Genomic DNA, 23,440 nt, shown 5'->3' with positions numbered 1-23,440 from the left:
GGGCTTATATGATTAGATGATTAATCTTCAAAGTTACCGGTAATCTCACAGATACTAACGATAACATCAACCGCTTTCTGCATCACTTGAACTGAAACAAACTCGTGAGGACCATGGAAGTTCACACCACCGGCAAAGATATTTGGACACGGAAGCCCACGGAAACTCAACTGTGCTCCGTCAGTTCCACCACGAATGGGTTCCACTTTGGGAGCTACTCCGTTATCTTGCATCGCGCGAAGTACTATATCTATCACGTGCATATTAGGGTCGATCTTCTCTTTCATGTTATAGTATTGGTCGTGAAGTTCAATCCTTACGGTCCCCTCTCCATACTTATCATTCATCTTTTTGACACATTCTTCCATGAAATCTTTACGATCTTCAAACTTAGAACGGTCGTGATCACGAATGATATAGTTAAGTTTTGCCTCCTCAGTACGGCTTTCTATGCCAAGCAAATGATAGAAACCTTGATACCCTTCTGTGTTCTCTGGGATATCCGTTTCAGGGATCATATCGTTAAATTCGCATGCCAATCGGTTGGCATTCACCATCTTTCCTTTAGCATATCCAGTGTGAACACTCACTCCTTTGATATAAACTTTAGCGCCAGCTGCATTGAAATTCTCATATTCTAAGTCGCCTAAGTCGCCTCCATCAATAGTATATGCCCAGTCACATCCAAACTTTTCGACATCAAAGTGATGTGCACCCATGCCGATTTCTTCATCTGGATTGAAGCCAATTCGAATGTCACCATGCGTTATTTCGTCATGATCTCTCAAATAACACATGGCTTGTACTATCTCAGCTATACCCGCTTTGTCGTCTGCACCAAGTAGAGTTGTGCCGTCGGTAACTATTAAATCCTCGCCAACATGCGCCTTCAATTCAGGAAATTTCTCTAACGTTGAGAAGATACCTGGTGAGAGTTGTATATCTTTTCCATCGTAGTTGGAAATAATTCTGGCTTTAACATCCTTGCCACTTGCGTCAGGGCTCGTGTCATAATGTGAGATAAAGCCTATGGTTGGAGTCTTTTTCTTCGTGTTTCCCTTAAGCGTTGCGTAGATATATCCCATCTTATCCATCTCAACATCACTGAAACCTTCGTCTTCAAGCTCTTTTTTCAGATACTTGGCAAATACAAGTTGTTTCTCCGTAGAGGGGACACTGTCAGACTCTTCGCATGACTGCGTGTCGAATTTTGTGTAGTTGATAAATCTTTCTGTAAGGTCCATAGCTTCTATTTCAAATTTAATTGTGGAATGTTTTTTATCTAAATTCCACATGATTCATAACGCAAAGATACGATAATTCAAATAGATTGCAAAATAATTTGGCAAATAACATTTGCATAGTAAGTTTTTTATTCGTAATTTTGCACAAGTTTTGGCTCCGTAGCTTAGCTGAATAGAGCGTCAGATTCCGGTTCTGAAGGTCTTGGGTTTGAATCCCAACGGAGTCACTTTTGATAATTCATAACACACGATTTCTAATTTATCATATCGGGAAACACTGGAGATTATGAGTTATATCCCATAAAGTATGTATATTTGCAGGGCATAAGGCGATGTGATTTGCGTCATATCATGCCATAATTTGCGTCAGTTTACCGCATAATTTGACGCAGTTTGTGAACCAATATGACGCAGTTTGCTTTCCTATTGAATATGAGGCACAAAGAAAGGGAGTTTAGGTTGTTCACCAACCCAATGGAAACGAGGGGCAATTTCAACTTTTCCTACAAGTTTCTTTCGCCTTATCATTACGACAAACCAATAGGGAATAGCCGTAGAACACAGATTAATCAACACATCATATAAAAAGAAAAACGATGGCAAAGAAAGACTATGTATTAGCCAATAAGCGTTGGTTGGAAGACAAAGCCAAAGAAGAGGGAGTAAAACCACTTTCAAACGGCATATATTATAAGGTGTTGAAAGCAGGCAATCCGCATGGTCCTCAACCCTCACGGCGTAGCATTGTCACAGCCCATTACACGGGTTGGACTATCAACGGCAAAAAGTTTGACTCCAGCCGAGGCTCTACTCCTTTTGCAATGCGACTGAGTGACCTTATCGACGGATGGATAATTGCCATGCAACAGATGCACATCGGCGACCAATGGGAACTCTATATACCAGCCGAAATGGGCTATGGTAAGTACTCCCAACCAGGTATTCCCGGTGGCTCCACCCTCATTTTCGAGGTTGAGCTCTTAGGGGTTGGGTAACAAACTTAATAACAACATGAAACACTTAACAAGATACAAATGACAGATCACAGGAAATACATCAAGCAAAACAATAAGTTTTACCGCTTATCTGAGACTGGGTTCTACGTTAACAAAAAGCCTTCCATGAAACGACGCATGATTGGTCACGACTACACAAAACGTGGTCGATACCTGATAACGTTAGTTGTTGATGGGCGAAGGCCATTACTTGGGCATCTCGAAGGACGTGCCGATGCAACCCCGGAAAGCCCAGATTATCCACACATTACACCCACAACGTTAGGTCAAACCATAGTCAACGAGCTGCAACATATCCCAAACTACTACCCACAGATAGGCATTGTTGCCTGGCAACTCATGCCTGATCATTTGCACTTTATCCTCTCTATAGAAGAACATCTGCCTGAAAACCGACCCTTAGGTATCGTAATTCGCGGCTTCATTCAAGGCTGTAATCGTGCTTATCGCGAGGAACTTAAGGCGCAAGGTTACTTAGTTCCGACCTTCAACGATAGCATTTCATTAAATAAAGAGAGTTTGTCGTCTTTAAAAGACGATGCACAAAAGCCTCGCAAATCACGCTTTGGATTACTCTTTGAGCATGGATACAATGATAAGATACTAAGACATCAGGAGCAATATGAAGCTTGGAAACATTATCTTAAAGATAATCCGAGACGCTTGTTAATAAAGAGACAACATTCAGATTGGTTCCAAGTGCAACATAATGTAACTTTCAACGGGCTGACTTTTTCAATGATCGGCAATCGCTTCTTGCTGGACTGCCCAGACAAATTGCAAGTACAATGCTCGCGAAAGATAACAAGCGAAGCCCTCGCTACCCTGAAACAACAACTCCTTGAAGCAGGAAGAAAGGGAGCAGTACTGGTATCTCCTTCTATCAGTAAAGGAGAACAAGAGATTATGCACGAAGCTTTTAAAGCGGGACTCCGCATGATTATCCTCAAAGAAAACGGCTTTACAAACTACTATAAGCCATCAGGTCGCATGTTCGAAGCATGCAAAGAAGGTCGCATATTGCTTCTTTCGCCTTGGGAACATCATACAGAACAAAAAACCATAGCACGTCAACAATGCTTGCAACTCAACGATATTGCAAGACAACTTTGCCTATAAAATAGCTGTAAAACACAATTATCAAACGATTCTTCTCACGCTTTCATCATGTCCTTCAGCAGTCCTTCGACACCATCTTCTATTAAATCAAGGGCTAAATCGAAGTCTTCGGGGCCACCATAATAAGGATCTGGGACACTCGTTGCACGTGGATGTGAGGTAAAAAAGTCGGCCATTCGAATCACCTTTTGAGCCTCTTCATCGCTTGACGCCTTTGAAACAATGATGCGATAATTGTCATTATCCATCACAACGATACGATCAAACAGCTTGAAATCTGACGTTTGAAACTGTCGTGCTTTGTGGTTAATCATGTAGCCACGACGCTCTCCTTGTCGGCGCATTCGACTGTCGGGGAGTTGTCCTACATGCCAATTGCCTATACCAGCAGAGTCTACTTCAAACCTATCTGCAAGGCCTTTATCATTGATTTTCTGCTGAAACACAGCATGTGCTGCAGGAGAACGGCAGATATTTCCTAAACAAATAAATAATATTTTCGTGCGAGATGCAGTCTTTGTATTCATCTTTTATCATTTAATTTTTATCTTATGCAAAGATAATGAAATTCGAGCAAGTATGCAACAAGGCCTTCAACTTTCATACTTTCATTACAATCTATCGTTTGATAACCTTCATTTTGCACAAAAAACATATCATAATGCTGCAGAAACCGACCCATTTGTTTCGATATAACAATTTATTTCTTATTTAACTTTCAATATTAAACACAAATGATTACCTTTGTATCTGATAATAAACGCTTTGAAACAAAACAACCATGAGCAACTTATTACACCCAGAGAACTATCGTCCTGTGCTCAATAGAAAGCAAACTGAGCAAGGGATTAAACTGATAAAAGACTTCTTCCAGCAGAATCTTGCAACCGAACTACGCTTGAGTCGTGTCACAGCTCCACTATTTGTGATGCAAGGATTAGGTATTAACGATGACCTCAATGGCATCGAAAGAGCAGTTAGTTTCCCTATAAAAGACCTCGGAGATGCACGTGCAGAGGTGGTTCATTCGCTTGCAAAGTGGAAACGATTAACCTTGGCTGAGTATGATGTTCAACCCGGATTTGGCATCTATACCGATATGAATGCCATCCGAGCTGACGAGGAATTAGACAATCTTCACTCTCTTTATGTTGACCAATGGGACTGGGAATCCGTCATCACTAAAGAGCAACGAACCACTAATTTCCTTGAAAATATAGTGCAACGCATCTATGCTGCACTGCTAAGAACAGAGTATCTGACTTGTGAACGCTATGCGGAGTTGAGCCCGTTTCTACCCAACCAGATTCACTTTATACACAGTCAAGACCTTCTTAACATGTATCCTGAACTTAATTCTAAGCAAAGAGAGAACGCTATTTGCAAGAAATATGGTGCGGTATTCATTGAAGGTATAGGCGCAACACTAAGTAATGGGGAGAAACATGATGGCCGTGCACCCGACTATGATGACTGGAGTACTCCCAACGAAAGCGGCAAAACAGGACTAAACGGCGATATACTCATTTGGTATCCTGTATTGGAACGAGCCGTAGAATTGAGTTCGATGGGAATCAGAGTCGATGCAGAAGCATTGATAAAACAATTGAAAATAGAAGGTAAGGAAGAGCGAAAGGAATTGTTTTTCCACAAGAAATTACTGCGTGATGAGTTACCTTTGAGCATCGGAGGTGGTATTGGTCAGAGTCGTCTTTGCATGATATTACTTCATAAAGCGCATATCGGTGAGATACAAGCCAGCATCTGGCCCGAAGAGATGCGCAAGGAATGCCAACGTTTGGGCATGCCCTTGATAGAATAAAATAAATGGAAGACTAAGACATATCGAGGTTTAACATCTGACAAAGCTTAGCCAATGCGGGATTGTCTTTCTTCATTTCTTCAAAGGTTTCGCGTTTAGTCATGAGAGGTTTAACCTCACTTCCTTGTGCCACACGCCATAGAATCTCAATCTGACCATTATTGAGTTCTTTCGCAAGTGTTGCCTTTATACGAGACTTTATAGGTTCAACCTGTGTGAGAAGGATTTGATTATCCACCACAATTTCTATCTTCGGAAACTCCGTTATGTGTGGAGTTACGTTCTTTAATCGCATGGAAAGACCATTATATTGCTGTGGCATTCTCACCAACATTGCATACCATGAGGTCTCAAGTTGGTCTTGAGTGAAACGTCCTTCCTGTGTAGTGTCAACATGAAACTGCTCTACTTCCGCCTCAACACGCTTGTCTTTACGGGCTCTAATACCTGCAAAAGTAAGACTGATGGCATCAAGATTTATATTTGTTTGAGGCTTGGGAGAAGGGCTTTCCTTAACTTTTGTCACGGGAGTTGCCGTTGAAGATGCCGTTACAACAGGCTCAACAACGGGTTGTGCGGCTCTCTCTCTGCGAGAAACCGCATGATGCTCAGTCGCAACCACCTGCATAGTTGCTTGTTTTGACTGTGCATTGATAAGATTCTTAAACAGGGATTTTAATCGTTTAGGGCTGCGCCCCGCACCTGGAGTGTCGTCATCTGGTTGCGTGATTTGAGCCACTTGAATGAGCGTAATCTCTACAAGCAGGCGTTTGTTGCTACTTTGTTTGTAATTGATATCACACTGATTGAGCAGCTTTAACGCTTGATATAGATATTGAACTGGGCACTTTTTGGCCTGCTCATGATATTTTTTACGTTGTTGTTCGCTTGTTTCCAACAAAGGAAGTGTCGTTTCATCACGAGCCATAAGCACATTTCTCACATGACAAGCAAGCCCAGAAATAAGGTTGCCTCCATCGAAACCTTTACTCAATATATTGTTTACCAACACCATGATTTCACTCACTTTGTTACTCAAAGCGAAATCAACGATCTTGAAATAATAGTCTGAATCCAATACGTTTAGGTCTTCAATGACCTTCTGATACGTAATGTTTCCCTGGCAAAAGCTGGCCGCTTGATCGAATATAGAGAGTGCATCGCGCATACCACCATCGGCTTTTTCGGCGATAACAGCAAGCGCTTCGTCATCATAAGTGATTCCTTCTTTCGCAGCAACTGACTTCAGATGCTCAATAGTATTACCCACTGTCATGCGTTCAAAGTCGTAGATTTGACAACGAGACAATATCGTTGGTAAAATCTTATGCTTCTCTGTGGTTGCTAAAATAAAGATAACATGAGCAGGAGGTTCCTCTAATGTCTTCAAGAAAGCATTAAAAGCAGCCGTAGAAAGCATGTGCACCTCGTCGATGATAAACACCTTATAGCGTCCTATTTGAGGTGGAATCCGCGTCTGTTCCATAAGGGCTTTGATGTTCTCTACAGAGTTATTGCTGGCTGCATCGAGTTCAAATATGTTATAGGAACGTTGCTCGTTGAACGCTTTACAGCTTTCACATACGTTGCAAGCTTCACCATCTTGGCTTGGATTTTCACAGTTAATAGCCTTCGCAAAGATACGAGCGCACGTGGTTTTCCCTACACCTCGCGGACCGCAAAACAAGTAAGCATGAGCCAGCTTGCCGCTCTTGACAGCATTCTTCAATGTAGTTGTGAGCGCATGTTGCCCCACAACAGAATCGAATGTCATTGGACGATATTTCCTGGCAGATACAATATATTCATCCATTTTTTTAGAATTGATGATGCAAAGATAGCAAAAATTATTATCTTTGCAAACAAATTAATCAATTATGGCTGGTCGTTTAAATGCAGTTTTGAGTTTCATTTCTCACTATAAATACCTTATAGTGACTATTATTGGCGTGCTGATTGTTGGCTTCATTGACGAGAACAGTTTCCTCAAACGATTCCAATTAGAACTCCAAATAGGCGACCTTAAAAGCGAAATCAACAAGTATACGGAGCAATACGAGGCTGATTCAAGACAGTTAAATGAATTGAAACGCCACCCAAAAGCAATCGAAAAGATTGCTCGCGAGCGTTACTTCATGAAGGCAGATGATGAAGATATCTACGTATTAAGCGACGATGAGAAACCTATAGAAACAAATAATGAAGCATCTGAATAGTCTACAAAGTATTCTTTTCATGGTTGGTGGCCTCCTCATGGTAGTCGGAGTGGGTTGCTATGTGTTTATGTTTGCTACACAAATCGTTTGTTGGATTGCACTTGTTGGTAGCATTTTGTTTGCTACAATGCAAATGATGCAGACCTATGAAGGACTGAATCCCACGATAAAACGATTGAAAAACATCCTTAATTTGGCTGATTTACTCTTTGTTTTTGCAGGCCTTCTAATGGTTGATAACGCTTATGGCTTCTTCCGTTCCCTATTTGATAATCAGATTGATTACCTCACTTACCTTTATAATAAATGGGTTATCTTGTTATTAATTGCAGCAATTGTTGAAGTCTATGCTATGCATCGAATCGACCATGAGCTAAAAAAGGAACAAGAAAAGTAATTTATTTACAAGATAAAATGAATCGTGAGTACGAAAAAAACCTAAAAGATGTGCTTGATAAATTAAATTGATTGAATTTTCTTTCACACCTCATCACTTCCTATTATCTTTGTTATCAGAACAAGAAAAACAATTTATGAATAAGGTCTATTACGTCATCGTAGCTCTCTTGACACTGACATCATGTGCTAACTCGTATAACATCGTGGGTACATCTAACGTATCTAATCTTGACGGACGAATGCTTTATCTCAAAGTTCTCAAGAATAACGAGTTCAAAACACTTGACTCTTGCGACGTCGTTCATGGTCAATTCCACTTCTCTGGCACGGTAGATTCCGTCAGAATGGGTAACATATTTATGGACGAAGAGAGTGTACTTCCGTTGGTAGTTGAGGGAGGAGACATTACTATTAAGATAGATAACACGCAACAAATTGTTAGTGGTACGCCGCTAAACGATAAGCTTTTTAAGTTCTTCAACAAGTATAATCAGTTGAAAAATCAAGAGTCTGAACTCGTACATCAACATGATCAAGCCATCATGAATGGGCGAAACATGGACGTGATTAATGCCAAACTCAATAAAGAAGCGGCTCGAATCTCACAGAAAGAAGACGAACTTGTCACCACGTTTGTTACCGAAAACTTCGACAATGTGCTTGGTCCTGGCATCTTCTTTATGGTCACTATAGGTTATCAATACCCTGAATTGACGCCATGGATTGAGGATATCATGAGCAAGGCTACAGACAAATTCAAGAACGATGCCTATGTAAAAGACTACTATCAAAAGGCACAAGAGAACCAACAAATCATGAATGGAATGCGTGATGTACAAGCGGAGACGAGCGAAAATGAGGCTCCTCAGAATGAGAATCAACCCACTCAATCAGCTCCTACGCCTGCCCAGATGGCAAAACCATCATTAAAATAAACGATAAGCGTATGAAAATTATCATACAAGGTGGTACAATCGTCAACGAAGGCCGCTCGCTACGGCGTGACATTCTCATTGAAGACAACTCCATTGCGGCCTTATTTGATCCATCAGAAACACCCCGAGGAATCTATGACAAGATAATAGATGCCTCGGGATGTTTCGTTTTTCCCGGCATCATTGATACTCATGTACATTTCAGGGAACCTGGTCTTACGCGCAAAGCAGACATAGAAAGTGAAAGCCGTGCAGCTGCTTTTGGTGGCATAACCTCATATATGGAGATGCCAAATACATCCCCTCAGACAACAACGCCTGAAGCATGGCAAGAAAAGATGACGCTCGCAGCCCATAAAAGTCATGTCAACTACAGCTTTTTCTATGGCGCAACAAACAATAATGCAGATTCATTTGCAACCCTTGATCATTCACTTGTGCCAGGAATCAAATTGTTTATGGGAGCCAGTACGGGGAATATGCTCGTCGAAAACCATGAGCACCTCGACTATATATATAAGGTGTGCGCGAATCAAGACTGGCAACTTGTGACGCATTGTGAAGACACCGAACTCATCACGGCTAATATGGCACGAGCCAAAGCCCAACAAGATGACCCCAACATTGAATTACATCCTCTCATCAGAAGTGAGGAAGCATGCTACCGAAGCACATCACTCGCGGTGGCATTAGCAAAGAAACATCATACAAGACTTCACGTTGCACACCTCACAACGGCACGAGAATTGGCATTCTTTGGCATTGATGACCACATCACGGCAGAGGCTGTAATTGCTCATCTCCTTTTTTCAAACGAAGATTATGCCACACTTGGTTCACTAATCAAATGTAATCCCGCTGTCAAAACCGCAGCCGATCGCGACGCACTTCGACAAGCACTGAATGATAATCGGATAACAACCGTTGGTACAGATCATGCACCTCATGAGCTAAAAGATAAGCAAGGTGGTTGTGCAAAGGCTGCTTCGGGCATGCCAATGATACAGTTTTCTCTTGCAACGATGCTTGAACTTGCCGACAAAGGCATTCTTTCCTACGAACGAATTGCCGAGTTAATGTGCCACAATCCCGCACGGCTTTTCCGCATCAATGAACGTGGTTTCATTCGAAAAGGCTACAAAGCAGATCTCACTATCGTTAAAACAGCAAGCCCATGGAAGGTTACCAACGACCTCATTCAAAGCAAATGTAAATGGAGTCCCTTGGAAAATCATGTCTTCAACAACCGCATCTTAGCTACCATCTGCAATGGACATATCCTCTACTATGATGGTCATTTCGATGCGAACTATCGCGGAGAAGCCCTCACTTTCCATGGATAACAAAGACAAATGATACTGCATTACGACATCTCGGATATTATTCCGTATATCAATTGGCTTTATTTCTTCCATGCATGGAGCATGAATGGTAAACCAGAAGAAGCCAAAACTCAACTTCGAACCGACGCAGAAGCAATGCTCAAGAGTTGGCAAGGACGTTATCAAACGCATGCGGTCTTTGATATCTTCGAAGCCAACAGCGATGGAGATGACCTCATTATTGGAGGTAAACGCATACCAATGTTGCGTCAGCAAAAGCCAAAGCAACCAGGATATCCTAATCTCTGTCTGGCTGATTTCGTGCGTCCCATCTCAAGTGGCATAAAGGATGAGGCCGGAGTTTTTGCCACTTCAGTAGACAACGAGCTACAAAAGGCTTACTTAAATGACGACTATTTGCGTATGATGTCACAAGTACTTGCCGACCGATTAGCCGAGGGAACAGCTGAGAAAATGCATGAAGAGGTGAGACGAAAGCACTGGGGTTATGCACCTAATGAGCAACTAACGATAGAACAAACTCACATGGAAGAGTATCAAGGAATACGTCCCGCCGTGGGCTATCCCTCATTGCCTGACACGAGCATTAACTTCATATTGGCAGACCTTATCAATATGAAAGGCATCGGGATTCGACTCACTCAAAGTGGTATGATGACGCCACATGCCAGCGTGAGTGGACTCATGTTCGCTCATCCAAAGAGTCAATATTTTGAGTTAGGACGTATTGGCGACGACCAACTTCATGACTATGCACGACGGCGCGGCTTACCCGTTGAGCTCATTCGCAAGTTTCTTAAGACTGTATAAACAAACGTTTCAACCGACATGATTGCAAGAATCATTTTCCTTCTCCTACCGATGATTATCCTAAGTGACCTCTATATAGATTGTCATTACCTACGTCATCGTCCACAAATCACACGTTTCAAACACATCATCTGGTGGCTTCCAGCCGCTGTAATGATAGCTTTCACGCTGGCGTTAACCTTTTGTGGTAAATTCATTCCCGACAATATTAACTGGATAAAGACCTATCTTATCTTGCTTTCTGTATTGGTTATACCGAAAACTATATATGCCCTCATCTCTTCGTTCGGCCTGTTTTGTCGGCGCTTTTGGCACATAAAACAACACTATTTTGATTTCATAGGCTTTCTGCTGGGCATCATTTGTATGCTCACAATGCTTTATGGCATCATCTTCGGAACAAGAGAATTGCGCGTCACACACATCGAATTATCCTTCAAAGACCTACCAAAGGCGTTTGAAGGCACACGCATTGTGCTCTTCAGTGATGCGCATATAGGGAGCTTTAACCATGGAATGGAACGCTATCTCAAGCGAGATGTCGACACCATCTTAGCCTTACGACCCGATATTATATGCTTTGTTGGTGACCTGCAAAACACGCAACCAAGTGAACTTTTGCCTCAAAAAGCCCTGCTATCCAAGCTTGCTCACCATGGGATTCCGATGTATAGTGTTCTCGGAAACCATGATTATAGCAAATACTTTTATGGCGATAGTGTTGCTAAAAAGGCTTGCGAGGCGGGCATAAAACAAGTAGAACGCGACATGGGATGGCACCTTTTACTCAATGAACACACAATATATTACAGCAAGGATCGACGCGATTCACTCGTCATAGCAGGCGAAGAAAACTGTGGAGATGGCAAGTATTTCCCCGACAATTCGAATATAGAGAAGACCCTAAAAGGAGTTAATCGTAACGCCTTTATCATCTTATTACAACACGATCCAAAGACATGGGAGAGCCGAATCCTACCGAAGAGTCATGCACAACTCACGCTTTGTGGTCACACGCACGGCGGACAAATCTCGATTTTTGGGCTCCGTCCCACGATGTTTGCCTATCCAGACGACTACGGACTGGCTGAAAAGGCCGGCCGATTCCTATATGTTACATGTGGCATTGGAGGCCTTGCACCGATACGCATTGGCGTTAAACCCGAGATTGCCGTCATCACTTTACACACCCAACACTAACTCAACACATCATCATGAAGTATCTTTACCGACTTTATCAGCTTTTCTTTTGCTTGCCCATACTGCTCTTTGCCAGTATCATCACATCGTTAGTGACCGTTGTTGGCAGCCTTCTTGGCAACGGACACTTTTGGGGTTACTATCCCGGCAAGTGCTGGTCATGGCTTTGGATACGTCTTTTGCTCTTACCAGTAAAGGTGGAAGGTCGCGAGCATCTTGTTCCCCGACAGTCTTATGTCTTTGTAGCCAACCATCAAGGGGCGTTTGATATCTTCCTCATCTATGGCTTTCTTGGGCGCAATTTCAAATGGATGATGAAGAAAGGACTGCGCAAGATTCCACTCGTTGGTATTGCTTGTCAGTATGCCCACCATATCTTTGTCGACAAAAGTGGCCCATCTAAGATTCGCGCTACCTATGATGAGGCGCGTCATATCCTACAAGAGGGCATGTCATTAGTTGTGTTTCCAGAAGGTGCCCGCACGTTTACGGGCCACATGGGAGTATTCCGTCGTGGTGCGTTTATGCTTGCAGATGACCTCCAACTGCCTGTAGTGCCACTGACAATCAATGGTAGTTTCGACGTAAAGCCACGCACAAAAGACCTATATTGGGCGTTTTGGCATCCCCTAAAACTCACCATTCATGAACCTATTATGCCTATAGGTCGAGGCCCAGAGAACATTAAAAACCAGATGGAAGAAAGCTATCAAGCCGTTATGAACGGGCTGGATAAGGAATATCAAGGCTTTGTTGAGAACCCCGATCAATAGGAAACAACGCTCTTCTATCCTTCTCTTGTAAGGCAAACAACAACAACCAAAGGAGTAAAGGCAATAAGAACAGGCTGCATTTCGACTTGATTTGCGTTGCGACAGCGCATGAAAAACGCCGTAAGTGTTGCGGATTCTGCTCGCTATTTGCCATTCATCCACTCGCCATGGCTATGCCCCTTCAAAGAAAACTCACCCCATACGGCGTTGCATCTCCATACAATAGCCTACCCAAGAATGGCTCGTGCCTCGCTAATCATAGGCTATAAAAAACGTAACCGCTTGGGCATTGCAAACAGACACAAGGTGTATCCGCGAACCATTTTCATGGCATGGTCATTCATTATCCCATGACTCTTTATTCCAATCATAAGAATGGACAATGTGATTTGAGCCAAATGACCGTGTGATTCACTACAAATCATGCGATGAAATGGCACGAATCACAGAACGTTTTGACGCTCATCACAAAACAATCTAACGGCAAGGATATCACAACTCCTTTTATTTCATGTAACACACTGACAGCCTGCACTTTATCATCATAGTGCGAACGCACCGATGTTCAACCCAACCATCCTCATTTTTCGATAGATTTATTCATGTGGCAGCATATGAAACAGCCCATGAATATAAGTCCATATTGCGCTCTCTTCATCCAATACAAACCATGGTTAATAGCGATTCACATCACCGCATCATTTCTTTTCTGTTCTTTTTTCATGCTTAACGCACGAATATTCAATTATTTTGTGTAAGTTTGCACTAATCAAATACAACACGATTATGCATGAAAGTGACTCTATTGTGATAATCCCCACCTACAATGAAAAGGAGAATATCGAGAAGATTATACGTGCCGTTTTCGGCTTGAACAAGTGTTTTCACATTCTTGTTATTGATGATGGAAGTCCTGACGGCACTGCTTCGATAGTGCATCGGCTAATAGAAAGCGAGTTCAGTGACCGTCTTTTTATCATTGAACGCCAAGGAAAATTGGGCTTGGGCACAGCATATATTACTGGTTTTAAGTGGGCTTTAGCACATAACTACGATTATATCACCGAGATGGATGCCGATTTTAGTCACGATCCTAATGACCTTCCACGACTCTATGAGGCTACACATGGCGAAGGAAATGACGTTGCTATTGGTTCAAGATATGTCAGTGGAGTGAATGTTGTCAATTGGCCTATTGGACGCGTACTGATGAGTTACTTTGCATCTAAATACGTAAGACTCGTTACAGGCTTTAAGGTTCACGACACAACTGCAGGCTTTGTGTGTTATAAAAGGCGTGTACTTGAGACCATACCCCTTGATGAAATACGCTTCAAAGGCTATGGTTTTCAGATTGAAATGAAGTATACTGCCCACAAGATTGGATTCAAAATAAAAGAAGTTCCCGTAGTCTTTGTCAACCGAAGAGAGGGAACAAGCAAGATGAGTGGCGGCATATTTGGAGAAGCTTTCTTTGGAGTGATGCGCTTACGCATGGATGGTTGGTTTCGTAAATACCCTAAAATCAAGGCTTAAATTTGGACATTCAAGACATCAAACAACTCTATGCAAAGGCTCCCGGGACGGTAGCTTTATGCAAACTCCTACAAGAAAATCGTGGCAGTAATATCTTTTTGCAGGGTCAACAGGCTTCGGCTACCCCGCTGTTATTTGCTGCTGTGGCCACAGAAATCAAGCAAACGTTTCTCTTTGTGCTTCAAGATGCCGACGAAGCTGGCTATTTTTATCATGACCTTACGCAGGTAATGGGCACGCAAAATGTGTTGTTTTTCCCCTCAAGCTTTAAGAGATCAGTCAAATACGGGCAACGAGATAGCGCCAATGAGATACTCCGTACCGAGGTATTGGCAAGGATTTCGGCACGCGATAACCAAGCAACCGAGTCACTTTTAATTATTTCTTATCCCGAAGCGCTATCCGAATTGGTTGTTTCAAAGCAACATTTGGACGAACGACGGCTTTCATTAAAGACCGGACAACAACAGATAGATATCACCGATATAGCCCATAAGCTGCGCGAATATGGCTTTCAAGAGGTGGATTATGTGTATGAACCTGGTCAGTATTCTGTACGTGGTAGCATCCTCGATGTATACTCTTTTAGTTGTGAAAACCCTTTCCGTATAGACTTCTTTGGCCGGGAAATCGACACGATTCGCACGTTTGAAGTGCAAGATCAGCTATCAAAGGACAAACTGAATGAGATAGAAATCGTGCCAGAATTGGCCACATTGACCACTGAAAGAGTTTCTTTCTTAAACTTTCTGCCCTCAAACAGTGCGATGGTTTATAAGGACTTTGCCTATATTCGCGATGTCATTGCACACGTATATGACGAGGGTTACTCCAAACAAGCAATCACAGAACAACTTGAAGGGGCTACGGAAATAGAGCAGAAACAAATCATCGATGAGCTCAACAAAGAGAAAACTCTTCTCAGCCCCTCACGATTTGCACAACAAGCAGCCACTTTCCGCACCATTGAATTTGGCATTCATGCAGGCAAAACGAGTAGTTCGGCCCTACAGAAAGAAACAAAATATGACATTATCAAATTCAAAATAACGCCTCAACCCCTATTCCACAAGAACTTTGACCTATTGGTTGACAGTCTTGATGACTACATTTTGCAAGGCTATAAGCTTTATATCTTGGCCGATAGTGACAAGCAGAATCAGCGATTGAAAGACATTTTTGCCGATATGGACTCGCAAAAGGCGAAGTCAATCGTGTTTGAACCCGTCAACAAAACACTGCATGAAGGCTTTGCTGACGATGGTTTGAAGTGCTGTTTCTTTACTGATCATCAGATTTTTGACCGCTATCATAAGTACAATCTCAAAAGCGATGGCGCCAGAGCAGGTAAGATGGCGCTCACAATGAAGGAACTTCAGGAGATGGAACCAGGCGATTTTATCGTTCATGTAGACTTCGGCATCGGTAAATTTGGTGGACTTGTGCGTGTTCCTGCAGGCAATAGCTATCAAGAGATGATTCGAATCATCTACCAACATAACGACAAAGTAGATGTCAGTATCCATTCTCTTTATAAGATAAGTAAGTACCGTCGCTCCGACACGGGTGAGCCTCCACGACTCAGTACGCTTGGAACTGGCGCGTGGGATAGGCTGAAAGAAAAGACCAAGAAACGCATAAAGGACATTGCTCGCGACCTAATTAAGTTGTATGCTCAGCGCCGTCATGAGCGGGGGCATGCATTTAGTGGCGACAGTTACCTGCAACATGAACTTGAAGCAAGCTTTCTTTACGAGGATACTCCTGACCAAAGCAAAGCAACTCAAGACGTAAAAGCCGACATGGAGAGTCAAAGACCGATGGATCGGCTTGTTTGTGGCGATGTGGGATTTGGCAAAACAGAGGTTGCAGTGCGCGCCGCCTTCAAGTCAGCTTGCGATAGTAAGCAAGTGGCGGTACTCGTTCCGACGACTGTTTTGGCTTATCAGCACTACCAAACCTTTAAGAATCGCCTCAAAGGTATGCCTGTTCGAGTAGATTATTTGTCGCGAGCAAGGACTGCAAAACAAACAAAACAGGTGCTGACTGACCTTGAAGATGGAAAGATTGACATTCTAATCGGCACACATAAGCTATTGGGTAAGGCTGTGAAATGGCACGACTTAGGTCTTCTTATCATTGATGAAGAGCAGAAATTTGGCGTTTCTACGAAAGAGAAACTACGCAAATTAAAGACCAATGTCGATACATTGACGATGTCGGCAACCCCAATTCCGCGCACGCTTCAATTCTCTTTGATGGGTGCCCGCGATATGAGTATCATCCGAACTCCGCCACCTAACCGCTATCCTATACACACAGAACTGGCTACTTTCAGTCATGAAGTGATTGCAGATGCCATTAACTTTGAGATGAGTCGTAACGGACAAGTCTACTTTGTGCATGACCGCATCAACGGATTACAGGAGATTGCCAACCTCATTCATAAGTATGTACCCGATTGTCGCATTGCAATTGGACACGGACAAATGCCTCCTGAGGAGCTCGAAAAGGTCTTAATGGGCTTCATGAACTATGATTATGACGTGTTACTCTCTACAACTATCGTCGAGAATGGCATCGATATAAGCAATGCCAACACTATGATCATCAACGATGCACACCGATTTGGGCTCAGCGATCTACACCAAATGCGTGGCCGAGTGGGTCGAAGTAACCGCAAAGCCTTTTGCTATTTGCTCGCACCTCCAAAGAGTTCACTCACTCCCGAGGCTCGACGCAGGCTGGAAGCACTTGAGAATTTCTCTGAACTTGGTAGCGGATTTAACCTTGCTATGCAAGACCTTGACATACGAGGTGCAGGAAATCTGCTCGGCGCAGAGCAGAGTGGATTCATGGAAGACTTAGGATATGAGACGTATCAAAAGATACTTAACCAAGCCGTTACAGAGTTAAAGAACGATGAATTCCAAGATATCTACGCCGAACAAATGGCACAAGGCAATGATATTAGCGGCGAAGAATTCGTTGAAGACTGTGCAATTGAGAGCGATCTCGAAATGTATTTCCCCGACAACTACGTGCCGGGAAGCAGTGAACGCATGTTACTTTATCGCGAGTTAGATAACATAAATGACGACAACGACCTTGAAGCTTACCGCCAACGCCTAATAGATCGCTTTGGAGAAATACCTCATGAAGGACTTGAACTCATGCAGGTTGTGCCGCTACGAAGGTTGGGTAAGCGACTCGGATGTGAGAAAATATCACTTAAACAGGGTAAGATGAACATGCAATTTGTTGCTAATCCAGAGAGTGCTTACTATCAAAGTAGAACCTTCTCTGCCGTCATTAACTATGTGGGTAACCACCCGAGACGCTGCGATTTCAAGCAGGTTGGCACACGAAGACTGTTAACTATCAGTGAGATTCCTACCGTTGAAGCAGCTGTAAGCGTGCTCCGTGAGATGCTAAAAGCAAGTACTGACGCCACGCAAGCATAGTAAAAAGTTTGTATTTAGATATAACATAGACTCCCATTAATGAGAAAACATAACAGAACAGCCCTCTTTATAGGCGCTCTTTTGATGATTTCATCATCGCTTTATGCCATCAACACTCCCGTGGATAGCATTAAAAAGTGCAACCTTATGAATGACCTCAACTACCAACTAACATGGCAAGAGAGTCTCTCTCAGGGCAAAACACCGCTTTGGATGGCTTCAAACCACTTTGGTTTAGGTTCATTAAAGACTTCAAATGGCTATCTCCGAGCTTCCGTTATGCGCCCTCTTACACAAGATTCTGCCCGACATTGGGGCCTTGGCTATGGCATAGACCTTGCTCTCCCCCATGGTTTCACGAACAAATTCATTGTTCAACAGGCCTTCGTTGATTTTAGATGGCATCATGGTTTGCTGACAATTGGAGCCAAAGAACAGCCTATGGCGCTCAAAGACCAACAGCTTTCATCCGGTTCACAGACATTAGGTATCAATGCACGCCCTATTCCCGAGGTGCGTATTTCATTGCCTTCATATTGGGTTGTGCCCTACACTGGTCGCTGGTTACGCCTAAAAGGTCACATCGCTTATGGCATTTCCACAGACAATCGATGGCAAAAGGATTTCACACAAAGGCAGAATCGCTACACAGAAAACACGTTATATCACAGCAAAGCGGGCTATCTCATGATTGGAAATCCCGAGCGTCATGTTCCCTTTTCAGTTGAATTAGGACTTGAAATGGCGTGCCAATTCGGTGGAAAGTCATTCATTCGAGAGGGTAATCACATGAAAGAAATCAAGAACAGCAATAGCCTTCGTTCTTTCAAAAATGCCTTTTTCCCAGGTGGAACCGATGTAACCGACGAGAATTTCATTAATGCTGAAGGCAATCAATTAGGCAGTTGGGTGGCTCGTTTGAACTATGACAAGGCACAATGGGGCTTGAGTCTCTACGCCGATCAATACTTTGAAGATAACTCTTCGCTTATACATATCAACAAAAATGGCTGGGGAAAGGGGGCTGATAAACATCGACAGGTGCGCTCACGATACTTTGCTTATGACTTCAAAGACTGGATGTTAGGGGCTGAATTGCGCTTAAAGCAGACTCCATGGCTAAGAAAAGTTGTGATAGAATACCTCTATACAAAGTATCAAGGAGGTCCCGTCTATCATGATCACACGGCAAATGTCACCGAACATATATGCGGAAGAGACAACTATTACAATCATCATCTCTTCACAGGATGGCAACATTGGGGCATGGTTATGGGCAATCCGCTTTATATGTCGCCTGTATACAACACCGATCAGACCATAGAAGTGAAGGACAATCGATTCATTGCATGGCACATGGGGGCTGAAGGCACACTTTCACGCGGCCTTGATTATCGTCTCTTGGCTACCTATCAAAAAGGCTTCGGCACGTATTATGATTTCTATCCTGACCCAAAACACAATGTCAGTATGCTGCTTGAAGCGTGCTATTCATGGCCCAAAGGCACACGATTTGCCGACTGGAGTGTCAAGGGTAGCTTCGCTTTTGACTGTGGAAAGCTTTATGGCACAAACTCAGGACTACAAATTACAATCATTAAATCAGGGATTTTGCATCTCAAACACAAATAAAATGAAAAAATTTATATTATATATCACAGGGTGTTTACTACTTACAAGTTGTGGAATTGAATTCTCTGATAACGGCAAATTAGATGGTTTCTGGCAGTTGATGAGTGCAGATACGCTCACCAATCAACACACTTTAGACCTTAAAACAAGTGGAAGAACCTGGGCTTTTCAAGGCCGTTTACTCGAAATGAGAGATACAAAAGGCGTATGTTCTGACGTATATTTCAACTTCATTCATCGTGGAGACAGCCTGTTACTTGACGCGCCTTATCGTTCAGAACGAGACTCCGATGACCTCAAAGTGACTGATATTAGGGAGGTAAGTCCCTATGGAGTGAATGGTCTTAGCGAAGGTTTTGCAGTCGAAAGTCTTTCTAACGACAAGATGGTTTTACGCTCAAAAACACTGCGTTTAAGACTAAGAAAGATTTAATCTGGTGGACTTAGAACTCACTTTACATTAGGCTTTCGCGCCTTCAAAAGGCACAATATAGGACCAAATGATTGAAGTTCAGACACAAGTACCCTTGTTTTTAGAACTTCTTACCAAAGCAAATGCGCAAGAAAGTTAGCGAAAGGATTCGAAAATCAAGCCACAAACTGCGGTGTTCTAAATAATATAAGTCCATGTTAAGACGCACAAGCATCTTTTCTATGGTATCCGTATACCCATTATATAAGGTTGCATAGCTTGTGACTCCAGGTCTTATCTGATATAAATAGCAATAGCGTGAGTCTTTTTTCATAATCTTTTCGATATAGAATTGACGTTCCGGACGTGGTCCAACGAATGCCATGTCGCCCTTAATCACATTCCATAGCTGCGGAAGTTCATCTAAATGGCGCAACCTTAAGAATCTACCAATCTTAGTAAGTCGCTTGTCTTGTGAATGATTTGAAAGCACAGGACCGTTTGTTTCAGCTCCAATCGTCATGCTTCTAAACTTATAAATAGTGAAAGGTCGACCGAAACGACCGATTCGTTCCTGCTTAAAAATAGCCGGACCACCATCTTCTCGCTTGATTGCTACATAGCAAAATACAAACAAAGGAGCAAAAAACACAATACAAAATGAGGCAACAAACATATCAATTAAACGCTTAATCTCGCATTCAAATGTGTTCATTCCATCTAATATATAACCATTGTCTAATATTGTCATGTGTTATTTAGAACTATTTTTTCTTGCATTACATGAACGCAAATAGAGTAGATTAGTTATTTTCTAATGCTCAAAACATAGATAAATCGACGCATCCTATTGGGCAAAAGCCTTACAATGAGCCTAAGCATAACGTTTTTGAGGAACATGAAAAGATTGATAAAACCACTTCGATAGAGTCGCTTTTGAAATCTTATCTCGGCTTTTATATAGCTAATTCCACCGCGTCGGCGAAACGATTCATCAGTAAGTCTGAACCATAGTAGGCTCTCTTGCATGTTATAAAAGCAGCATCCAGCCTGCAAAGCACGTGCCCATAGATCGTAATCTTCAAAGAATTGGACGTCACAATAGCCATGAACGGCCTCAACAACTGCCTTTCGAAACATCACTGTTGGATGGTTCATGGGGTTGCGATAATGGGCAAAATGCAGTATATCTTGCTGCATCTGAGGTACCTTTCTCACAGAGATAACATTGTCAGTAGAGCCAAAGAACTCGTCAATCCAACTGCCAACAAAGTCTATTTCTTCATGATTTTGCAACACGGCGAGTTGCTTTTCAAACCGCAAAGGCATAGCAATGTCATCACTATCCATACGTGCAATGATAGGAAACCGACATTGTTTCAGCCCGTGATTCAATGCTAAACCCAAGCCCAAATTACGTGGAAGCACAACACTAACTGTCGTTGGAAAGCGTTGCTTAAACGCTGCAATCACAGCATGAAGTGCTTCGGTTAGGGGGCCGTCTTCAACGATAACAACCTCTGAAGGCTGCACAGTCTGCGCCAACAAACTATCAAGTGCTTGTTCTAAATGATGCGGTTTTTCACGCACATAGACTGACATCAGGACTGAAAAATTCATAGATTGCTTATCATTTTACACCTAACAATAACTGTTTTCATGGAAAAGGAAAGTCCTAAACAGCATCTCTGGTGCCCCTGCTCTATTCACTATAACGCTAAATCTGATAGAATATTGCATGGCAAATATTTTTTATTACAACAAAATCACATTTTTATGATTGAAGAAAGCGCATCATCTTCGTTTGCAAACTGCTTGTATGTGCAATACACATCAACAGAACAAGCCTTCTCAAAGCCTATGAAAGTAAAAATCCATAAAGCCAACATTTGCACTAATATTTTGAAGATTATAAGCCATTGTGAGCCAACTGGTTGAAGATTCTCACAAAGAACAAAAAGAAAAGTGAGTGAAAGAGTAGTCTAATTCAAGTCAGATTACCGCGCCATTTGCGTCATTTCATCGTGTAAAACATATCAAATTACACGCCCATTTGCACCACATCATTTCACTATTGATGAGGATAAGAATAATCGTCTACAAGATTTTGAATGATTACTACATGAGCATTATTCGCAAATATAGATTGAAGCAAGCGCCAACATCTTAGATATCATGAAAATTTTTGAACGAAATTATTTATCATTATGTGTGCTTCCGCCCTCTTTCCTCTTATAGCTATAAGAAAAAAAGCCCTTGTTTTTGCACCCAAAAGGCAACAAAAAACAAGGACTTTCCTTAATGTTTATTCCGTAGAAGCGCCATTATTCGTGCGTTTCTAAACGCTTTTCGGCTAACTTTTCATATTTTGTTCCGGGCTTACCATAGTTGGCATAGGGGTAGATGCTTATGCCTCCGCGAGGCGTAAAGAGTCCCGTTACCTCTATAAACTTAGGCTGCATGAGTCGTATTAAGTCTTTCATGATGATGTTAACACAGTCTTCATGGAAGTCACCATGATTGCGAAAGCTAAACAAGTAGAGTTTAAGACTCTTGCTTTCTACCATCTTTTCGGCCGGAATATAACTGATTCGGATCTCTGCAAAGTCTGGTTGTCCAGTGATAGGACATAGAGATGTGAACTCGGGACAATTGAATCTAACCCAATAATCGTTATCCGTGTGCTTATTGTTAAACGTTTCTAACACTTCGGGCGCATAGTCCATGCGATATTTAGTCTTTGCTCCCAGGGCCTGAAGTCCTTCATTTGTTCTTTCCATATCTTAGAGATTAAATATTTTCAACACGTTATAACTGATGTCGTTATCATATACATCGGCGCCTTCATGACGCTTAAGATAGTTCACAATGCGTATTGTCAGAGGCAAAACAACAATTTCATAGGCCGTCTTTAGCACCACTTGCCACAACATAAGCTTTGGAAGTTCGTGATTAGGAACTATTCCTCCGAGCGCCAAAGGAAAGAAAATGAGCGAATCAGCAGACTCTCCGAAGACCGTACTCAATATGGCTCGCGCAGAGAAGTGGCGTCCTTTGTCTCGTATCTTCATCTTACTCATCACGTAGGCATTCACGAAACTGCCTACAAGGAAAGCCACAAACGAAGCTGCAGCAATGCGAGGAGCGAGCCCAAAGATTTCATGAAACCCCTTCTGATTCGTCCAATAAGGAGCTCCCGGGATAGCATCGCAGAGCGCACCAAGGCCTACAAAGAAGAAGTTCATTGCGAAACCAGTCCATATTAAGAGTCGGGCTTTGCGATAACCCCACACTTCACAGACGCAATCATTAATGATATAAGACACTGGGAACACGATTAAACCTCCCGTAAGACTAATCGTTCCGATGGCTATTTGCTTTGTTTCGAGCACGTTTGCAGCTATTAAGCAAACGCAAAAGAGTATGCTGAAAAGCATAAACAGCACACTAACCTGATTCTTTTCTGTTGTCATTTCTTGTTTTTTACGAGGTTTACCAAGCACTCGATGGATTGAATTC

General features: G+C 42.5%; 22 protein-coding genes and 1 tRNA gene. 16 read left to right on the top strand and 7 right to left on the bottom strand.

The features are described from left to right. Nucleotides 1-20: 20 nt before the first annotated feature. Complete coding sequence (gene pepT, locus HMPREF9420_RS09825) at nucleotides 21-1,244, bottom strand: peptidase T (protein ID WP_044079217.1); 1,224 nt, start codon at nucleotides 1,242-1,244, stop codon at nucleotides 21-23. Nucleotides 1,245-1,397: 153 nt separating this feature from the next. Between pepT and HMPREF9420_RS09820 the strand changes: the two genes are divergently transcribed. From HMPREF9420_RS09820 to HMPREF9420_RS09810, 3 genes are all read left to right on the top strand, one after another. Continuing rightward, nucleotides 1,398-1,471, top strand: a tRNA-Arg gene (locus HMPREF9420_RS09820). A 369-nt stretch (nucleotides 1,472-1,840) separates the two neighbouring features. After that, nucleotides 1,841-2,239: an FKBP-type peptidyl-prolyl cis-trans isomerase gene (locus tag HMPREF9420_RS09815; RefSeq protein WP_007135504.1), complete on the top strand. Its 399-nt coding sequence runs from the start codon at nucleotides 1,841-1,843 to the stop codon at nucleotides 2,237-2,239. A gap of 39 nt (nucleotides 2,240-2,278) precedes the next feature. After that, nucleotides 2,279-3,379 (top strand): hypothetical protein, encoded by a 1,101-nt coding sequence (locus HMPREF9420_RS09810; RefSeq protein ID WP_007135503.1) that lies wholly within the window; start codon nucleotides 2,279-2,281, stop codon nucleotides 3,377-3,379. Between the two features lie 35 nt (nucleotides 3,380-3,414). Here the strand turns inward: HMPREF9420_RS09810 and HMPREF9420_RS09805 are convergent, their stop codons facing one another. Beyond that, a complete protein-coding gene (locus HMPREF9420_RS09805) occupies nucleotides 3,415-3,906 on the bottom strand; it encodes a low molecular weight protein-tyrosine-phosphatase (protein WP_007135502.1) in 492 nt (163 codons plus the stop codon). Between the two features lie 254 nt (nucleotides 3,907-4,160). Between HMPREF9420_RS09805 and asnA the strand changes: the two genes are divergently transcribed. After that, complete coding sequence (gene asnA, locus HMPREF9420_RS09800; protein WP_007135501.1) at nucleotides 4,161-5,201, top strand: aspartate--ammonia ligase; 1,041 nt, start codon at nucleotides 4,161-4,163, stop codon at nucleotides 5,199-5,201. Nucleotides 5,202-5,214: 13 nt separating this feature from the next. On the opposite strand, the gene HMPREF9420_RS09795 is transcribed toward asnA, so the two are convergent. After that, nucleotides 5,215-7,014: a DNA polymerase III subunit gamma/tau gene (locus HMPREF9420_RS09795; protein ID WP_007135500.1), complete on the bottom strand. Its 1,800-nt coding sequence runs from the start codon at nucleotides 7,012-7,014 to the stop codon at nucleotides 5,215-5,217. 64 nt (nucleotides 7,015-7,078) lie between these two features. Between HMPREF9420_RS09795 and HMPREF9420_RS09790 the strand changes: the two genes are divergently transcribed. The 11 genes from HMPREF9420_RS09790 (at nucleotide 7,079) to HMPREF9420_RS09735 (ending at nucleotide 19,942) form a co-directional block, all read left to right on the top strand. Continuing rightward, on the top strand, nucleotides 7,079-7,417 hold the full coding sequence (locus tag HMPREF9420_RS09790; RefSeq protein ID WP_007135499.1) for an FtsB family cell division protein: 339 nt from the start codon (nucleotides 7,079-7,081) through the stop codon (nucleotides 7,415-7,417). After that, complete coding sequence (locus HMPREF9420_RS09785) at nucleotides 7,401-7,814, top strand: hypothetical protein (RefSeq protein WP_007135498.1); 414 nt, start codon at nucleotides 7,401-7,403, stop codon at nucleotides 7,812-7,814. The genes HMPREF9420_RS09790 and HMPREF9420_RS09785 overlap by 17 nt, the downstream gene beginning before the upstream one ends. A 136-nt stretch (nucleotides 7,815-7,950) precedes the next feature. Then, the gene (locus HMPREF9420_RS09780; RefSeq protein ID WP_007135497.1) at nucleotides 7,951-8,751 is read left to right on the top strand and encodes a DUF4369 domain-containing protein; all 801 of its coding nucleotides are present in this window, start codon (nucleotides 7,951-7,953) and stop codon (nucleotides 8,749-8,751) included. An 11-nt stretch (nucleotides 8,752-8,762) separates the two neighbouring features. Further along, complete coding sequence (locus HMPREF9420_RS09775) at nucleotides 8,763-10,094, top strand: dihydroorotase (protein WP_007135496.1); 1,332 nt, start codon at nucleotides 8,763-8,765, stop codon at nucleotides 10,092-10,094. A 9-nt stretch (nucleotides 10,095-10,103) separates the two neighbouring features. Beyond that, nucleotides 10,104-10,904 carry a vitamin B12 dependent-methionine synthase activation domain-containing protein gene (locus HMPREF9420_RS09770; protein ID WP_007135495.1) on the top strand — a complete coding sequence of 267 codons (801 nt, stop codon included), beginning with the start codon at nucleotides 10,104-10,106 and terminating at the stop codon, nucleotides 10,902-10,904. Between the two features lie 18 nt (nucleotides 10,905-10,922). After that, nucleotides 10,923-12,104, top strand: coding sequence for a metallophosphoesterase (locus tag HMPREF9420_RS09765; RefSeq protein WP_007135494.1), 1,182 nt, complete (start codon nucleotides 10,923-10,925; stop codon nucleotides 12,102-12,104). Nucleotides 12,105-12,118: 14 nt separating this feature from the next. After that, a complete protein-coding gene (locus HMPREF9420_RS09760; protein WP_007135493.1) occupies nucleotides 12,119-12,877 on the top strand; it encodes a lysophospholipid acyltransferase family protein in 759 nt (252 codons plus the stop codon). A 786-nt stretch (nucleotides 12,878-13,663) separates the two neighbouring features. Further along, nucleotides 13,664-14,413 (top strand): polyprenol monophosphomannose synthase, encoded by a 750-nt coding sequence (locus HMPREF9420_RS09750; RefSeq protein ID WP_007135491.1) that lies wholly within the window; start codon nucleotides 13,664-13,666, stop codon nucleotides 14,411-14,413. 2 nt (nucleotides 14,414-14,415) lie between these two features. Then, a complete protein-coding gene (gene mfd, locus HMPREF9420_RS09745; protein ID WP_007135490.1) occupies nucleotides 14,416-17,877 on the top strand; it encodes a transcription-repair coupling factor in 3,462 nt (1,153 codons plus the stop codon). 39 nt (nucleotides 17,878-17,916) lie between these two features. After that, nucleotides 17,917-19,509, top strand: a complete 1,593-nt coding sequence (locus HMPREF9420_RS09740; RefSeq protein WP_007135489.1) for a capsule assembly Wzi family protein — start codon at nucleotides 17,917-17,919, stop codon at nucleotides 19,507-19,509. 1 nt (nucleotide 19,510) lies between these two features. Continuing rightward, nucleotides 19,511-19,942, top strand: a complete 432-nt coding sequence (locus HMPREF9420_RS09735) for a lipocalin-like domain-containing protein (protein ID WP_007135488.1) — start codon at nucleotides 19,511-19,513, stop codon at nucleotides 19,940-19,942. A gap of 100 nt (nucleotides 19,943-20,042) precedes the next feature. Here HMPREF9420_RS09735 and HMPREF9420_RS09730 read toward each other — a convergent pair whose 3' ends face one another. Both HMPREF9420_RS09730 and HMPREF9420_RS09725 read right to left on the bottom strand, forming a co-directional pair. Next, nucleotides 20,043-20,672 carry a sugar transferase gene (locus HMPREF9420_RS09730; RefSeq protein ID WP_007135487.1) on the bottom strand — a complete coding sequence of 210 codons (630 nt, stop codon included), beginning with the start codon at nucleotides 20,670-20,672 and terminating at the stop codon, nucleotides 20,043-20,045. A gap of 56 nt (nucleotides 20,673-20,728) precedes the next feature. Next, the gene (locus HMPREF9420_RS09725) at nucleotides 20,729-21,541 is read right to left on the bottom strand and encodes a glycosyltransferase (protein ID WP_007135486.1); all 813 of its coding nucleotides are present in this window, start codon (nucleotides 21,539-21,541) and stop codon (nucleotides 20,729-20,731) included. A gap of 39 nt (nucleotides 21,542-21,580) precedes the next feature. Between HMPREF9420_RS09725 and HMPREF9420_RS13985 the strand changes: the two genes are divergently transcribed. Then, nucleotides 21,581-21,859: a hypothetical protein gene (locus HMPREF9420_RS13985; RefSeq protein WP_147625666.1), complete on the top strand. Its 279-nt coding sequence runs from the start codon at nucleotides 21,581-21,583 to the stop codon at nucleotides 21,857-21,859. A gap of 386 nt (nucleotides 21,860-22,245) precedes the next feature. On the opposite strand, the gene queF is transcribed toward HMPREF9420_RS13985, so the two are convergent. Further along, the gene (gene queF, locus HMPREF9420_RS09720; RefSeq protein ID WP_007135484.1) at nucleotides 22,246-22,701 is read right to left on the bottom strand and encodes a preQ(1) synthase; all 456 of its coding nucleotides are present in this window, start codon (nucleotides 22,699-22,701) and stop codon (nucleotides 22,246-22,248) included. 3 nt (nucleotides 22,702-22,704) lie between these two features. Further along, complete coding sequence (locus HMPREF9420_RS09715) at nucleotides 22,705-23,394, bottom strand: queuosine precursor transporter (RefSeq protein ID WP_187116448.1); 690 nt, start codon at nucleotides 23,392-23,394, stop codon at nucleotides 22,705-22,707. Between the last annotated feature and the right edge of the window lie 46 nt (nucleotides 23,395-23,440).

Origin of the sequence: Segatella salivae DSM 15606 (assembly GCF_000185845.1) — a bacterium.
GTDB classification, from domain to species: Bacteria; Bacteroidota; Bacteroidia; order Bacteroidales; family Bacteroidaceae; genus Prevotella; species Prevotella salivae.
The sequence above is the reverse complement of the archived record's forward strand: the minus strand, read 5'-3'. Positions and strand labels throughout refer to the sequence as shown.

Coding starts and splice junctions, on each gene's coding strand:
- pepT (WP_044079217.1), bottom strand. CDS start 1,244: ATGGACCTTACAGAAAGATTTATCAACTACACAAAATTCGACACGCAG.
- HMPREF9420_RS09815 (WP_007135504.1), top strand. CDS start 1,841: ATGGCAAAGAAAGACTATGTATTAGCCAATAAGCGTTGGTTGGAAGAC.
- HMPREF9420_RS09810 (WP_007135503.1), top strand. CDS start 2,279: ATGACAGATCACAGGAAATACATCAAGCAAAACAATAAGTTTTACCGC.
- HMPREF9420_RS09805 (WP_007135502.1), bottom strand. CDS start 3,906: ATGAATACAAAGACTGCATCTCGCACGAAAATATTATTTATTTGTTTA.
- asnA (WP_007135501.1), top strand. CDS start 4,161: ATGAGCAACTTATTACACCCAGAGAACTATCGTCCTGTGCTCAATAGA.
- HMPREF9420_RS09795 (WP_007135500.1), bottom strand. CDS start 7,014: ATGGATGAATATATTGTATCTGCCAGGAAATATCGTCCAATGACATTC.
- HMPREF9420_RS09790 (WP_007135499.1), top strand. CDS start 7,079: ATGGCTGGTCGTTTAAATGCAGTTTTGAGTTTCATTTCTCACTATAAA.
- HMPREF9420_RS09785 (WP_007135498.1), top strand. CDS start 7,401: ATGAAGCATCTGAATAGTCTACAAAGTATTCTTTTCATGGTTGGTGGC.
- HMPREF9420_RS09780 (WP_007135497.1), top strand. CDS start 7,951: ATGAATAAGGTCTATTACGTCATCGTAGCTCTCTTGACACTGACATCA.
- HMPREF9420_RS09775 (WP_007135496.1), top strand. CDS start 8,763: ATGAAAATTATCATACAAGGTGGTACAATCGTCAACGAAGGCCGCTCG.
- HMPREF9420_RS09770 (WP_007135495.1), top strand. CDS start 10,104: ATGATACTGCATTACGACATCTCGGATATTATTCCGTATATCAATTGG.
- HMPREF9420_RS09765 (WP_007135494.1), top strand. CDS start 10,923: ATGATTGCAAGAATCATTTTCCTTCTCCTACCGATGATTATCCTAAGT.
- HMPREF9420_RS09760 (WP_007135493.1), top strand. CDS start 12,119: ATGAAGTATCTTTACCGACTTTATCAGCTTTTCTTTTGCTTGCCCATA.
- HMPREF9420_RS09750 (WP_007135491.1), top strand. CDS start 13,664: ATGCATGAAAGTGACTCTATTGTGATAATCCCCACCTACAATGAAAAG.
- HMPREF9420_RS09740 (WP_007135489.1), top strand. CDS start 17,917: ATGAGAAAACATAACAGAACAGCCCTCTTTATAGGCGCTCTTTTGATG.
- HMPREF9420_RS09735 (WP_007135488.1), top strand. CDS start 19,511: ATGAAAAAATTTATATTATATATCACAGGGTGTTTACTACTTACAAGT.
- HMPREF9420_RS09730 (WP_007135487.1), bottom strand. CDS start 20,672: ATGACAATATTAGACAATGGTTATATATTAGATGGAATGAACACATTT.
- HMPREF9420_RS09725 (WP_007135486.1), bottom strand. CDS start 21,541: ATGAATTTTTCAGTCCTGATGTCAGTCTATGTGCGTGAAAAACCGCAT.
- HMPREF9420_RS13985 (WP_147625666.1), top strand. CDS start 21,581: ATGGAAAAGGAAAGTCCTAAACAGCATCTCTGGTGCCCCTGCTCTATT.
- queF (WP_007135484.1), bottom strand. CDS start 22,701: ATGGAAAGAACAAATGAAGGACTTCAGGCCCTGGGAGCAAAGACTAAA.
- HMPREF9420_RS09715 (WP_187116448.1), bottom strand. CDS start 23,394: ATGACAACAGAAAAGAATCAGGTTAGTGTGCTGTTTATGCTTTTCAGC.